This window comes from Oryzibacillus soli, from assembly GCF_051594765.1.
Lineage (GTDB): Bacteria > Bacillota > Bacilli > Paenibacillales > NBRC-103111 > Paenibacillus_AR.
Map to the genome: position 1 here is coordinate 306,684 of NZ_JBPPGJ010000005.1, position 12,436 is coordinate 319,119.

The 12,436-nt window shown below is 58.2% G+C and carries 14 protein-coding genes; 12 read left to right on the plus strand and 2 right to left on the minus strand.

Annotated features, from left to right (window positions below):
- Window positions 1–25 precede the first annotated feature (25 nt).
- The 11 genes from ACSEXW_RS09110 (at window position 26) to ACSEXW_RS09160 (ending at window position 9,702) form a co-directional block, all read left to right on the plus strand.
- Window positions 26–499 carry a low molecular weight protein-tyrosine-phosphatase gene (locus ACSEXW_RS09110; protein WP_438445814.1) on the plus strand — a complete coding sequence of 158 codons (474 nt, stop codon included), beginning with the start codon at window positions 26–28 and terminating at the stop codon, window positions 497–499.
- Between the two features lie 136 nt (window positions 500–635).
- Complete coding sequence (locus ACSEXW_RS09115) at window positions 636–2,216, plus strand: FAD-dependent oxidoreductase (protein WP_438445815.1); 1,581 nt, start codon at window positions 636–638, stop codon at window positions 2,214–2,216.
- 120 nt (window positions 2,217–2,336) lie between these two features.
- Window positions 2,337–2,942 carry a TetR/AcrR family transcriptional regulator gene (locus tag ACSEXW_RS09120; RefSeq protein ID WP_438445816.1) on the plus strand — a complete coding sequence of 202 codons (606 nt, stop codon included), beginning with the start codon at window positions 2,337–2,339 and terminating at the stop codon, window positions 2,940–2,942.
- Window positions 2,943–2,961: 19 nt separating this feature from the next.
- The gene (locus ACSEXW_RS09125) at window positions 2,962–3,699 is read left to right on the plus strand and encodes a 4Fe-4S binding protein (RefSeq protein WP_438445817.1); all 738 of its coding nucleotides are present in this window, start codon (window positions 2,962–2,964) and stop codon (window positions 3,697–3,699) included.
- Between the two features lie 329 nt (window positions 3,700–4,028).
- Complete coding sequence (locus ACSEXW_RS09130) at window positions 4,029–5,603, plus strand: ATP-binding protein (RefSeq protein ID WP_438445818.1); 1,575 nt, start codon at window positions 4,029–4,031, stop codon at window positions 5,601–5,603.
- 126 nt (window positions 5,604–5,729) lie between these two features.
- Window positions 5,730–5,903: a hypothetical protein gene (locus tag ACSEXW_RS09135; protein ID WP_438445819.1), complete on the plus strand. Its 174-nt coding sequence runs from the start codon at window positions 5,730–5,732 to the stop codon at window positions 5,901–5,903.
- A 273-nt stretch (window positions 5,904–6,176) separates the two neighbouring features.
- Entirely contained in the window at window positions 6,177–6,761 is a 585-nt protein-coding gene (locus ACSEXW_RS09140) for a ribonuclease H-like YkuK family protein (protein WP_438445820.1), read from the plus strand.
- 106 nt (window positions 6,762–6,867) lie between these two features.
- Window positions 6,868–7,320 (plus strand): hypothetical protein, encoded by a 453-nt coding sequence (locus ACSEXW_RS09145; RefSeq protein ID WP_438445821.1) that lies wholly within the window; start codon window positions 6,868–6,870, stop codon window positions 7,318–7,320.
- Entirely contained in the window at window positions 7,317–8,276 is a 960-nt protein-coding gene (gluQRS, locus tag ACSEXW_RS09150; protein WP_438445822.1) for a tRNA glutamyl-Q(34) synthetase GluQRS, read from the plus strand. Before ACSEXW_RS09145 ends, gluQRS begins: the two co-directional genes overlap by 4 nt.
- 70 nt (window positions 8,277–8,346) lie before the next feature.
- Complete coding sequence (locus ACSEXW_RS09155) at window positions 8,347–8,499, plus strand: hypothetical protein (RefSeq protein WP_438445823.1); 153 nt, start codon at window positions 8,347–8,349, stop codon at window positions 8,497–8,499.
- A gap of 36 nt (window positions 8,500–8,535) precedes the next feature.
- A complete protein-coding gene (locus tag ACSEXW_RS09160; protein WP_438445824.1) occupies window positions 8,536–9,702 on the plus strand; it encodes an iron-containing alcohol dehydrogenase in 1,167 nt (388 codons plus the stop codon).
- A gap of 82 nt (window positions 9,703–9,784) precedes the next feature.
- Here ACSEXW_RS09160 and ACSEXW_RS09165 read toward each other — a convergent pair whose 3' ends face one another.
- Together ACSEXW_RS09165 and ACSEXW_RS09170 are read right to left on the minus strand one after the other, a co-directional pair.
- On the minus strand, window positions 9,785–10,990 hold the full coding sequence (locus ACSEXW_RS09165) for an aminotransferase-like domain-containing protein (RefSeq protein WP_438445825.1): 1,206 nt from the start codon (window positions 10,988–10,990) through the stop codon (window positions 9,785–9,787).
- A gap of 102 nt (window positions 10,991–11,092) precedes the next feature.
- Entirely contained in the window at window positions 11,093–11,590 is a 498-nt protein-coding gene (locus tag ACSEXW_RS09170) for a MarR family winged helix-turn-helix transcriptional regulator (protein ID WP_438445826.1), read from the minus strand.
- A gap of 161 nt (window positions 11,591–11,751) precedes the next feature.
- Here ACSEXW_RS09170 and ACSEXW_RS09175 point away from each other — a divergent pair, with 161 nt between their 5' ends.
- Entirely contained in the window at window positions 11,752–12,366 is a 615-nt protein-coding gene (locus tag ACSEXW_RS09175; RefSeq protein ID WP_438445827.1) for an HD domain-containing protein, read from the plus strand.
- Window positions 12,367–12,436: the final 70 nt, after the last annotated feature.

Below are 12,436 nucleotides of genomic sequence, written 5' to 3' on the forward strand. Positions count from 1 at the left end.
TAGCAACAAGGAGGCCAAGACAACCATGATTCAAGTATTATTCGTCTGCTTGGGCAACATTTGCCGTTCTCCCATGGCGGAGGCGGTCTTCCGGCACAAGGTGAAGATGGCGGGCCTGGAGGACCGGATCCGGACCGATTCCGCCGGCACCGGAGACTGGCATACCGGACAGCCGCCCCACGAAGGCACACGGAAGGTGCTGCGTTCCAATGGCATCTCCTATGAAGGCATCGCGGCCCGTCAGGTGAAGGCGGAGGATCTGAAGCTCCACCGCTATGTGGTTGCCATGGACGCCTCCAACGTGTCCAATCTGGCCCGAGTCACTTCTCCCGGCCCGGATACCCAAGTGGTAAGGCTGATGGATTTTGTGCCGAATAGCGGCACGCCCGATGTTCCCGATCCGTACTACACGGGAAACTTCGATGAGGTATACGGGATGGTGGACGCCGGCTGCCAATCCTTGCTGGAGCATATCATCCGGGAAGAAAAGCTATACTAAGCCGGATGACACCGCCATGGAATCCGCTTCTTGACAGGAAATCCAAGTCCCATTATGTTTAGGTATGGGACCAGATGACTAAGGGTCTGCTCTAGATGGCCTAATCCGGGATTGAACAGTGGAGGTTACCTGCGGTATGCTTCGCAAAGGGCTGATTTTGACAGCTGTATGCGTCTTCAGTATCATGATGACATCATCAGTGCGCAACACCAACTACGAAATCGTGATTTACGGGGGCGGACCCCAAGCCGTATCCACTGCGTTAATGGCCATCGCCGCAGGCGGCAAGGATACGGATGTTCTGATGATCGTGCCCGAGAACCAGCTGGGCTCCATCATGACCGCCGGCAAGCAAAACCTGTTTGATGTGAATTACTATAAATCCAGCAAGCTCCCTCCCGGACTTCCGGCAGGATATGAGGGCTCGCAGGGAGGCTCCATGTTCCGGTTTCACCGGGACCTGGGGGCCGTCTTTCCGCCTGACCGCATGGCCGAGTATTTCGCAGGTCTCCTGAAGGCCAGCGGACAGGTGGATGTGCTGTACGAGACCGATCTGACGGCAGTGGAGACGGCCGAGGCGCCAGACAAGAAGGACACCCGGTCTATCCGTTCGGTCACCTACCAGCGGATCAAGAAGGACAAGGACGGCCGGTACGCCTTCAAGGGCAAGGATATGCCGCCGGTGAAGGCGGATATCTTCGTGGACGCCTCCGAGAGCGGACGGCTGCTCCGCCTAACCGGTGCGGACTACCATACCGGCAGGGAGGACACCGGACAGGATCAGCTGCAGATGGTCGCCACCCTCATGTACAAGGTGAAGGGCGTCGACGCGTACAGAGCCATCGAGCCCGACAAGCTGGCCTACGGCGTGGCGTATTCCAAGAAGGGCTCGTTCCAGTTCTGGGCGGGGCGTGAAGCCTATACGACCCCGGAGGTGGTACGGTATAACCAGGAGAATCCGTACTTCCGGTTGAAAGCGTATAACGCCGGGGAAGACGGGTACTCCCATGTGGGCTCGGATACGACTAAGATTCCGTTCTGGATGAATCAGCAGATTATCTATGAGGTGGATGCCCGTAAGACTTACCGGGATCTGGCTATGAACAACGGCCTCTATCCGGATTCCAAGGGGCTTGATCCCGAAGAAGCGCGGGAGATGGCGCTGAAGGAGCTGAAGAACCCGCTGTATTGGGAGATGCTCCGCAAGCTTCCCGGGCTGGAGAAGGTGGAGCCGGTATTGGACGAGCGCGGAGATCCGGTAGTCGGGGATATGCTGTACCTACGGGAGAGCATCCACGCCAGGAACCGACCGGAGGACCCGAGGAAGCACGCCTTGACCAAGCAGGACGTCATGAACGGGGGAGAGGGGCTCTACGACCGGCGGATCGGAATCGGCTATTACAACTTCGACTCCAACACGTACAAGAAGCATGAGAATCTGACCAATCCGCTGCACGAGCCCTGGTACGTCCCCTATGAGACGATCCGCACGCCGGAGGTGGATAATCTGCTGCTGCCCGGCTACGCGGCAAATATCGATTCCTATTCCTGGTCGGCGATGCGGGTATACCCGAACCTGATCATGCTGGGGGACGCCGCCGGAGCTGCGGCCGGATTGGCCCTGCAGCACAAGTTCAACCTGGAATCGCCGGAGGCGGCCCAGCTGAGACGGCTTCAAGAGACGTTGTACGAGCACCAAGCCATATTGGAAAAATGACAAGGCCAGCCGTGTTCTGCGGCTGCCTTTTTTCGTTCACACACCTTTCACTAGACCGACGGTCGGTCGGTGGAGTAAGCTAAAGATATAGCAGATTATGGGGAACGGGAGGCGGAAGAGTTGCCACGCATTGTGAAGCAGGCAGAGGAACGGAGATCGGAGCTGATGGACGCCGCCGAGCGGCTGTTCGTACGGGATGGCTATGAGCATGTGCCGGTCAGCGGAATTCTGCAGGAGGTCGGGATTGCGAAGGGGACCTTCTATCATCATTTTGCATCCAAGGAGGAGCTGCTGCATGCCGTCCTGGAGCGAAGGCTGGCCGAACTGGGGAAGAAGGCAAGAGAGATGGCCGGACTGAAGCTGGATGCGGTGATGAAGCTGCGAGCCGTACTGTCCCTGCTCTTCCCAACCGGAGGAGATACCGGCATGGCCCTCCAGCCGGAGGATGACAAGCACGCCTTGATGCACCTGAAGCTCACGCAGATGTTCTACCGGGAGGTGGAGCCGGTGCTGGCCGCCGTGACGGAGCAGGGAGTCCGGGAAGGCGTCTTCGTTACGGACAGTCCGGAGGATGTGACCCAGATTCTCCTTCGGGGGATCACTTCCTATACATCGATCCATTACCGGGAGATGACGGATCCTATGGAGGCGCGCCGGAAGCTGGCTGTCATCGGCAAGGTGCTGTCCCGGGTTCTTGGCATGAAGGAAGACCAATCCATCTTTTGAACCGAACGGAGGCGTACGTATGGCTGTCAACCAAAGAAGACGCAAGCTGCTGCTCTGGACATCCTTCCTGCTGCTGCCGGTGTCGCTCAACTATTTCTCCCCGTATCTAATCATTGAAGGACTGTTCCGCGGCATTATCGCGGGTGCTTTCATCGTATGGGGGCTCTTCTTCTTGAGCTCGCTGCTGTTCGGCCGGGCGGCATGCTCGTATGTTTGTCCTTACGGCGGGCTCCAGATGTCCATGGACAAGGTGCTCCAGAAGCCTCTGAAGGAGGTTCGCTGGCTGCGTACGTTCCGTTATGGCTTGGGCTTGGTCTGGGTGATCTTCATCGTGTACCCGCTAGCCGTCCATGCAAGCCATCTGCGTATGGAGCCGCTGTATTTGACCGAGAATATCATCTCGGCGGACAATGCGCAGAAGCTGATCTTCTACTACTTCATCGTCGTCGTCTTGGCTCTTGCTCCCTTGTTCCTGGGCAAGCGCGCCACCTGTCATTATATCTGCCCGATGTCCATCCTGAACATTGCCGGCACCAAGCTGAAGGACCGGTTCGGCTGGAGATCCCTGCGGCTTGTGGCCGATCCGGACAGCTGCGTCAGCTGCGGCAAGTGCAGCAAAGCATGCTCCATGAGCCTGGATGTCACCGGCATGGTCCGGTCGGGGGATCCGCGCCATACGGAATGTATCCTGTGCGGCGAATGTGTGAGCGCATGCGGAACCGGCGCCGTGTCCCGGAGGTTCTGCAAGGGAAAATAGACTCCGACGAAGTGTTATATAAGCAAATGATGAAAACACCTGCCAGGGTGTTTTTCTCATTTTCGCATCAATCATGTAATTATCGACATAAATCGATCCGATTCATCCAAAAAATTGGATATGTTCACGTTTGCGGGAGGTGCTGTTTCATACACATTCGCTGATCTTCATGATACAATGGTAAAAAAACGGTTGCACGACAGCAATTGTCAGCTAATGGAGAGACGCTTATGGAACTGCCTAATCCGCAACACGTAGTGAGTAGGTTTCCCTTCCCTCCGAAGAAGGAGCATAAGCCCCCCTATCCCCGCGAACAGCGGGCTCGCTGGATGCTTGCGGCCTTATTGATCTTCATCGGCACCTTGGCCGACGTGGCGTTCATGAAGCCGTTTGTGGGCCCGATCCTCTACGTCAGGCTGGGGATGACAGCGGTCGCCCTGACGGCCGGCTGGCTAGCGGACAGGTGCAAGACCCGGTACCAGGCGGAGCTGACCGCGTCGATCGGGATTCTGTGCATAACCGGGGGCTTTGCAACACTGGGGCACCTCGAAGGCGCCTTCATCCATTATATCGATGCGCTGTATCAGATGCTGATCTTCGTCCTGCTGTTCATCCCGATGCGAACCGCCGTGTTCAGTCTCCTCACCTTCACGATCGGAGCGGTGTGGTTCGGACCTGCTTTTGTGATGGACACCTGGTACAGGGATTCCGGCATCTGGCTGTCTCACGCAACCGGCTACCTGATCTATTCGGGAATTCTGGTATCGGGGCATGTCATTCTGTCAAGGCTGCGGAGCGGGGATCAAGAGCGCAAGATCAATCTGGTCCAGCGGGCCAAGCAGCTGGAGCTTCGGACCGAGGAGCTCATGCGGGAGAATGAGCGGAAGTATGAGATGCTGCTCCGCCTGTCTCCCGAGCCGACGCTTCTGCACGACGGGACCTTCATTCACTTCGCCAATGAGGCGTTTCTCCGGCTGGCTCAGGTCCGTTCGCTGGAGGAGCTGCGGGGAAGGGAGCTCCACGCCTTTACCCACCCCGGCTGCTTGGAGAAAGCGGCGGAGCATTATAGTGCGGCAGCCAAGGACGAAGGGCTTAAGTTCCAGGTATACCGCTTCGTCCTGCCCCGTGACGAATCCATCGAGGTGGAGGCATGCAGCATCGCCCTGCCGCATCTCATGGGGGACCGCAGAATGGTCCAGACCGTACTGAGGGATCTCACCACCCGCAAGATGGTGGAGGAGAAGCTGGGCCGCTCCGACAAGATGTCGGCGGTAGGCCAGATGGCCGCAGGAGTCGCCCATGAAATCAAGAACCCGCTTACTTCCCTGAAGGGCTTCGTCCAGCTGCTCCGCAAGAAGGCCCCCGACCATAGCACCTATTACGATATCATGTCGGCAGAGCTGGACCGGATCCATGCGATCGTAAACGATTTCATGATGATCGCGAAGCCGAAGCAGGTGGAATTTAAGGAGCAGCCGGTTCAGGATCTGATCCGGCATGTGATCTCCTTGCTGGAATCCCAGGCTTATCTGAGCCACATTAAGCTGATCCAGCACTTTGATGCCGTTCTGCCACCCGTTATGGGGGACGGCAATCAGCTGAAGCAGGTCTTCATCAATCTTCTGAAGAATGCCATCGAGGCCATGCCGGACGGCGGCCACATCCTTGTCCGGATGTCCCGCAGACCGGAAGCTGTTAACATTCAGATCTCCGACGAAGGAGTCGGGATCCCCCCGGACAAGCTGCAGAAATTGGGAGAACCGTTCTATACGACCAAGGAAAACGGAACCGGACTGGGCTTGAACGTCTGCTACCGGATCATTGAAGAGCACCGGGGACACCTCTACATCACCAGCCGGGTAGGGGAAGGGACGACGGTAGAAATCGTGTTGCCCGCCTTGTAAGGAGGCGGGTTTTCTTTTTTGGCAGAATTGTGAAAGCGGTTACTTTCTTGATAAAAGCGTGTTATAATATGGATAGAAATCCTGAATACCTTACTTCACATGGAACATCCCAGAGGAGGGGTTGCAATGCTTACGCTGTTCGCGAAAGAGAAGGAAACCGACCTGCCCAAGGAAATGACCGATGTGGAAAGATGGATTCCCGCCGCCGACGAGATCAGCCGGATCCTGAGGGAGGTACCTGCCGGTGACAGACCCGAGATGCCGGATCACCGGATCTTCATATTCCAGCGTCAGTTCTAGGCTGCTCTAGACTGCTCTTGGCCCCTTGACCCACATGAGAGAGAAGACTCTTTTACTTCGGTGAAAGGGTCTTTTTGCTATCCGCGCGCCGCAACGTTCTAGAAAAACACGGATTGGAAATCCTTACGAGTAGGAGCGGTTATTTCCATCCCGCTTAGTGAAGGATTCGTGTAAAGGCCGCATAACGCTGCACTTCCGGCAATACCTTGATAGAAACGCTGCCTTTCATGCAGGATCGAAGAATGAAATTAAGGAGGGGCAGGTGGCAAGCCGATGACGGCAGGCGGACCGTTCATGGAACGGCAGGAAGAGGTTGTATTTCAGAATATCTCGGAACGGCGGCTTACTCTGGAGGACGTATTCCTGAGAGTCCGCTCGTTCATGCAGCGGGAGCCTAAGGGCAGCTACCGGTTCATCGTGGGAACCGACTGCCAAGCCCATGCCAGTTCGACCACCTTCGTAACGGGAATGGTGATCCACCGTCTGGGCAATGGAGCTTGGGCCTGCTACCGGAAGCTCGTCTTGCCCCGGCGCGTCTATTCCATCCGTCAGAAGCTGACCATGGAGACGACGATCTCGGAGGAGATCATCACCGCCTTCGGCATGGAACGGGTCCGGCAGCTGGAGGACATCGTGCTTCCGCATGTTTATCAGGGAGCCTCCTTCGGTACCTTTGTGGACATTGACGCGGGGAGCGACGAAATGGTGAACCGGACGGCTCCCTTCGTCATGGAGATGGTCCGCAGAGTGGAGGCCATGGGCGTGACGGCGCGGATCAAGCCGGAGGCGGTCATTGCTTCCGCCTATGCCAACCGGTACACCAAGTCGGGAGGGAATACCCGGCGCAAGAACGGTTGAGCCCTCTTAGAGGAGCCTCCGCGCGGTAGCACGGGGTGAGAAAACGTGATAAACTAGCGGAATAGGACGGATTCGAACCACCTTAGAGGGAGAAAGGGGAGGAACGATGAACCGTGACTTTATCGCCATTCGTTCCATGGAGGGGGAGATCAAGCTCTCCCACAAGAAGAGCGCCTATGGCTTGACCGTAACCAGCAAGGAGCTGGTTCTGCAGAAGCCCCATATGAACTATTACCTGAGACTGGAAGATATAATCAGCATCATGCCGGTCGATCCTTACGGCTTGAAGCCGCTTCGGACCGTGCAAGACGGTTCCGAAGCCTCCGGGCTGGTCAGCGTTTCTCCCGGAACGCGGCATTACCGGATCATGATGCAGGCGGCGGTGATCCACAATCGGAGCGGCCTGCGCCAAGTCCGGTCGTGCGACTTCATCCTGCCCATTACGGATGAGATGCTTCGTACCATCGGGAGATGGGCCGGCTTGAACGAGCTTCCAGGCGGGACAAGCTCTCCGGACGCCATAGGCGGGACAGAGAGCACGGGAGGCGCTGAGGCATGATGCGCGGTCGGTTCGCCCCGACCCCTTCGGGGCTCATGCACCTGGGGAATGCCCGCACGGCGCTCCTGGCTTGGCTGCAGGTCCGTGCCGCCGGAGGCAGCTTCATTCTCCGTATGGAGGATATCGACCGTCCCCGGTCCAAGCCGGAATATGCGGCGAGGATTCTGGAGGACCTCCGGTGGCTGGGTCTGGATTGGGAGGAAGGTCCGGATACGGGAGGAGCCTTCGAGCCTTATGTTCAGAGCGAGCGGACTTCTCTCTACCTGGAAGCGCTGGACAAGCTTCGCAGCTCCGGGCGAGTGTACCCCTGTTACTGCAGCCGCGCGGAGCTTATGGCCGTAGCCAGCGCACCCCACGGCTTGGCATCCGAAGGGCCGGTCTATGCCGGGACCTGCCGGAGCCTAAGCCCGGAGGAGAGAATGGAGAGGGAGGCCCGGAAGACGCCATCCCTCCGATTCGCCGTACCGGCGGAGTCCATGGATTACCTGGACCTGGCAGCGGGCAGGCAGCATTTCCCTCCGGGGGCCGGCGGGGATTTCATCGTCCGTCGGGCTGACGGGATCCTGGCATACCAGCTGGCGGTGGTGGTGGATGATGCAGCCATGGGGATCACGGACGTGCTCAGGGGCTGGGACCTGATGGATTCCACTCCCAGGCAGATTTGGCTGTTCCGCGCCCTAGGCCTTGTGCCTCCGCAGTACGCTCATGTGCCGCTGCTGTACGGTCCCGACGGCGAACGGCTCTCCAAGCGCCACGGATCCGTGGCGCTGTCCCCTATGAGGGAAGCAGGAGTCCGGCCGGAGACCGTCACAGGACTCTTGGCGTATTGGAGCGGACTGCTGGACCGGCCGGAGCCAGTGAAGCCGTCCGAGCTGATCGGCGGCTTCAATCTGTCGCTGGTGCCGCGCTCCCCTGTCCGGGTCGGCGAACGGGAGCTGTCGCTGCTGACGGCTTAAGGCTAATGGCGGCGAATAATCCCCCTCATCTGTTGGAAACCTACTTCCAGCAAAGGAGGGATAACCGAGCATGGAGGATTATCAGAAGAAGCAGCAAGGCGAAGATACGGAGCCGCACGAACGGCTGGGACTCCGGGTGAATGATGAGGCAGGTCGCGAGGAAGCGGATCTGGATCAAACCGGCGCCATCCAGGAGAACGATCAGGAAGGCGCGTTCAGCTGATCCCGGCTCCGCAGGGAACCAAGAGGAGGAATCGAGATGAACCCGTTTACGTTTTACAACCCGACCAAGGTCTTGTTCGGGCAGGGGATGGTGGACAAGTTAGGGGAGGAAGTTTTGCCCTACGGCAAGAAAGTGCTCCTCGTCTATGGAGGAGGAAGCATCAAGCGTTCGGGGCTGTATGGCCAAGTCATGGAGCAGTTGAGCAGAATCGGTGCGGAGGTGCACGAGCTGCCGGGCATCGAGCCGAATCCCCGGGTTTCCTCGGTGCGCAAGGGGATTGAACTGTGCCGGGCCCACAACATCGAGTTCATCTTGGCGGTGGGCGGCGGCAGCGTAGTGGATGCCTCGAAGGGCATCGCAGCCGGCGTTCCTTACGAAGGGGATGTGTGGGACTTCTACATGCGCCAAGCGGAGATCAAGAAGGCCCTGCCCCTCGGCGCCATCCTGACCCTGGCGGCCACCGGCTCGGAGATGAACGGCAATTCCGTGGTCTCGAACTGGGAAGAGAAGCGTAAGCGCTCCTTCGGCAGCATTCACACCTATCCGCGCTTCTCCATCCTGGATCCCACCAATACCTTCACCGTGCCCCGGGACCAGACGGTGAACGGCATCGTGGACATCATGTCCCACGTCTTCGAGCAGTACTTCAGCCGAACCACCGATACGCCCCTGCAGGAGCGTCTCTGCGAATCCATCCTGCAAACCGTCATCGAGACGGCGGATGCGGTGCTGGAGAATCCGAAGGATTACAATGCCCGGGCCAATATCATGTGGTGCGGCACCATGGCCTTGAACGGCGGGCTGATTAGCGCAGGCATGACAAACGACTGGGCGACCCATATGATCGAGCATGAGGTCAGCGCGATCTATGACATTCCGCACGGCGCCGGGTTGTCCATTCTGTTCCCCAACTGGATGAAGTACGTCTACAAGGAGCGGCCGGACCGGTTCGCCCAGTACGCCGTCCGGGTATGGAACATCCCGGCGGAGGGCAAATCCCAAGAGGAGCTGGCGCTCGCCGGCATTCAGGCCACCCGAGACTTCTTCACCCGGATCGGCGCTCCCAGCACGTTGGGGCATTACGGCATCGGCCAGGAGCATCTGGACCAGATGGCCTCCGAGACGGTTCTGTTCGGTCCCGTCGGATCCTTCAAGCCGCTGGCGAAGGAAGATGTGGGCCGGATCCTGGAGATGGCTCTTTAATCCGGAACTAATCACAAACACCCGCATCACCGCCGGGAAGGCGATGATGCGGGTGTTTGTGCTTGTTGGGATCCGCTTGAACTTAGACGGGGATCTGCTGCTTATACCGAAGATATGCCCTTTGCAGCCGCTCCATGCCTTCCCGGATGACCTCCGGCCGGGAATGGCTGTAGTTCAAGCGAATGGATCGGCCGTTGCCGCCTTCGGTGAAGAACCCATCTCCGGGCACGAATGCCACGCCCTCCTGGATGGCGGCGGGGAAGAAGGCCGCCGCGTCGTCTCCCTCCGGCAGCTCCAGCCATAGGAACATGCCGCCCTGGGGCTGTTCGAAGCGGACCTCTTGCCATACCGGGTCCTTGAGACAGTCCACCATCGTTTCCATCCGCTCCCGGTACACTTGGCGGAGACGGGCGATATGTCCGTCCAGATCGAAGGTGAGCAGCAGGCGGTAAAGGGCTTGCTGGTCCAGACAGGAGGAGTGCAGATCAGCCGCCTGCTTCGCCTTGGCCAGCTGGGCGATGATCCGTTCGTCCGCAACCGCCCATCCCGTCCGCAGAGCGGGGACAACGGTCTTCGAGAAGGTGCTGGTGTAGATGACCGGACTGTCCGCTGCAGCTCCGGACAGCGCCATGAGGGTGGGGGGACGGGAGCCCTCCTCGAAGAGCAGCTCGCCGTAAGGGTCATCCTCCAGGATCAGAACGTTATGCTTGCGGCACAGCTCAAGCACAGTCCGGCGCCGCTCCAAGGACCATACCGCTCCCGTTGGATTAGCGAAGGTGGGGATCACATAGAGCAGCTTGGGGCGGTGTTCCAGGATGGCTTGTTCCAGCAGCTGGGGATCAATACCATGTTCGTCCCGGTTAATGCCGCGGACGCTGGCCCCCGCACTCTGGAACACTTGGAGCGCGGCCAGATAAGTGGGGTTCTCCGTCAGAACCGTGTCCCCGTCCTCCAACAGAATCCGCGCAGTCAGGTCAATGGCTTGCTGCGAGCCGGTGGTCAGGATCATCTCCCGGACCGAACAGCCGATGCCGATGGCGTCCATCCGTTTCACCAGCAGCTCCTTCAGGGGAGGGAAGCCTTCGGTCAAGCCGTATTGAAGCTCCCGTCCGGTACCTTCAGAGAAGAGCCGGGAGAAAGCATCCTCCAGCGCCTGCTTGGGGAACCACTCCTCCGCGGGCAGCCCTCCGGCGAAGGAGATCACATCCTTACCCTGCGTCCACTTGAGTATGTCTCTGACGGCAGAGGAGGAAAAGCGGGACATGCGCCCGGCGAAGCGGTAATCCATATGATCACTCCTAATGAATGGTAGATAATGATGATAATGTAGCATATATATGTTGCTATAGCAACAATAAACCGGCGGTTCAGCGCAAAAAAAATCAGCAGCTTATTCGCTGCTGTCCATGGCGGGAGAGGCGGGCATGCCTTGAATGATGGCTTCAATATTATGATCAAGCTTGTCCAGCACGCTCCAGAAGATCTCCAGCTCCTGGTCGGTGATCTCCAGGCGCATCTGATCGCGAACCTTGACGGCCAGAGGGAGGCACTCCTCGAGCAGGCGGATGCCATCTTCCGTCAGCTGCACCTCGGAACGGCGCCGGTCGTGAACGTCGGTCCGTCTGGAGATCCAGCCCTTCTTCTCCAGCGTCATCAGGAGCCGGGTCATGTTGGGACGGTCATCGATCATTCGCTCACCCAACTCCGTCTGGGATTGGGGGCTCTTGACCGCCAGCTTGTTCAGGATGAACCACTGCTCGGGCGTCAGGTCGAAGCCGTTGCGCTGGAAGGTCAGATAATGCAGATGCCGGATCAGGCGGGAGGACCTGTACATCCGGTAGGCAACGGTGCTTTGGATGGCTGTAATTCGGTTCAGGGAGCGCGTCATTGCGGGTCCTCCTTTATGATATTGAGATGGGCATCTTAACTAGAATAGAATTTGTTCCGGTTTCTGTCAATTCCCCACTGGCGCGCAGGATAGGGCTCTGGTAATATGAAGGGAACCTTTTTATCGGCCCATCCGATAGGACTTGAAACGGAGGATTACCCATGAACCAGACGGACAAGCTGAAGCAGCAGCTATCTTTCATTATCGAGATCGACCGGCTGAAGCACGTGCTCCGCAAGACCAAGCCGATCGGCAGCGACCGGTATGAGAATGATACCGAGCATACCTGGCATCTGGCCATGATGGCCGTCATCCTAGCGGAGCATGCCAACGAACCGGGACTGGACCTGCTTCGTACCGTCAAAATGCTGCTCATTCACGATATTGTCGAAATTGATGCGGGAGACACCTTTGCCTATGATGAGAAGGGGCACGAGGACAAGTTCGACCGCGAGATGAAGGCGGCCGAACGGCTCTTCGGCATGCTTCCCGACCCGCAAGGAAGGGAATTGAAGGAGCTGTGGCTGGAGTTCGAGGATCGTGAAACACCGGAGTCCCGCTTCGCCAATGCCTTGGACCGCCTGCATCCGATGCTCTTGAACGTCCATAACGGCGGACAGTCCTGGAAGGAAAATGACATTACCTACGAACGGGTCGTCGCCCGGAACGGCAGAATGGTTGCAGAGGGCTCCAAGACTCTGTGGAGCTATGCGGAGATCATGCTGGAGGAAGCACTGATGCGCGGAGATTTAAGAAGAGGAGAGAACGGAAGATAAGCCTTCTCTTTCATCCGCAAGGTCTTGATTGTACAGGCTCTCCGCCCTTATTCGGGCTCTAATGAAGGTT

Bases quoted from the DNA above. Each gene is read 5' to 3' on its own strand.
- ACSEXW_RS09115 (WP_438445815.1), top strand. From the start codon at position 636: ATGCTTCGCAAAGGGCTGATTTTGACAGCTGTATGCGTCTTCAGTATC.
- ACSEXW_RS09130 (WP_438445818.1), top strand. From the start codon at position 4,029: ATGCTTGCGGCCTTATTGATCTTCATCGGCACCTTGGCCGACGTGGCG.
- ACSEXW_RS09125 (WP_438445817.1), top strand. From the start codon at position 2,962: ATGGCTGTCAACCAAAGAAGACGCAAGCTGCTGCTCTGGACATCCTTC.
- ACSEXW_RS09110 (WP_438445814.1), top strand. From the start codon at position 26: ATGATTCAAGTATTATTCGTCTGCTTGGGCAACATTTGCCGTTCTCCC.
- ACSEXW_RS09175 (WP_438445827.1), top strand. From the start codon at position 11,752: ATGAACCAGACGGACAAGCTGAAGCAGCAGCTATCTTTCATTATCGAG.
- ACSEXW_RS09145 (WP_438445821.1), top strand. From the start codon at position 6,868: ATGAACCGTGACTTTATCGCCATTCGTTCCATGGAGGGGGAGATCAAG.
- ACSEXW_RS09170 (WP_438445826.1), bottom strand. From the start codon at position 11,590: ATGACGCGCTCCCTGAACCGAATTACAGCCATCCAAAGCACCGTTGCC.
- ACSEXW_RS09135 (WP_438445819.1), top strand. From the start codon at position 5,730: ATGCTTACGCTGTTCGCGAAAGAGAAGGAAACCGACCTGCCCAAGGAA.
- ACSEXW_RS09140 (WP_438445820.1), top strand. From the start codon at position 6,177: ATGACGGCAGGCGGACCGTTCATGGAACGGCAGGAAGAGGTTGTATTT.
- gluQRS (WP_438445822.1), top strand. From the start codon at position 7,317: ATGATGCGCGGTCGGTTCGCCCCGACCCCTTCGGGGCTCATGCACCTG.
- ACSEXW_RS09155 (WP_438445823.1), top strand. From the start codon at position 8,347: ATGGAGGATTATCAGAAGAAGCAGCAAGGCGAAGATACGGAGCCGCAC.
- ACSEXW_RS09165 (WP_438445825.1), bottom strand. From the start codon at position 10,990: ATGGATTACCGCTTCGCCGGGCGCATGTCCCGCTTTTCCTCCTCTGCC.
- ACSEXW_RS09160 (WP_438445824.1), top strand. From the start codon at position 8,536: ATGAACCCGTTTACGTTTTACAACCCGACCAAGGTCTTGTTCGGGCAG.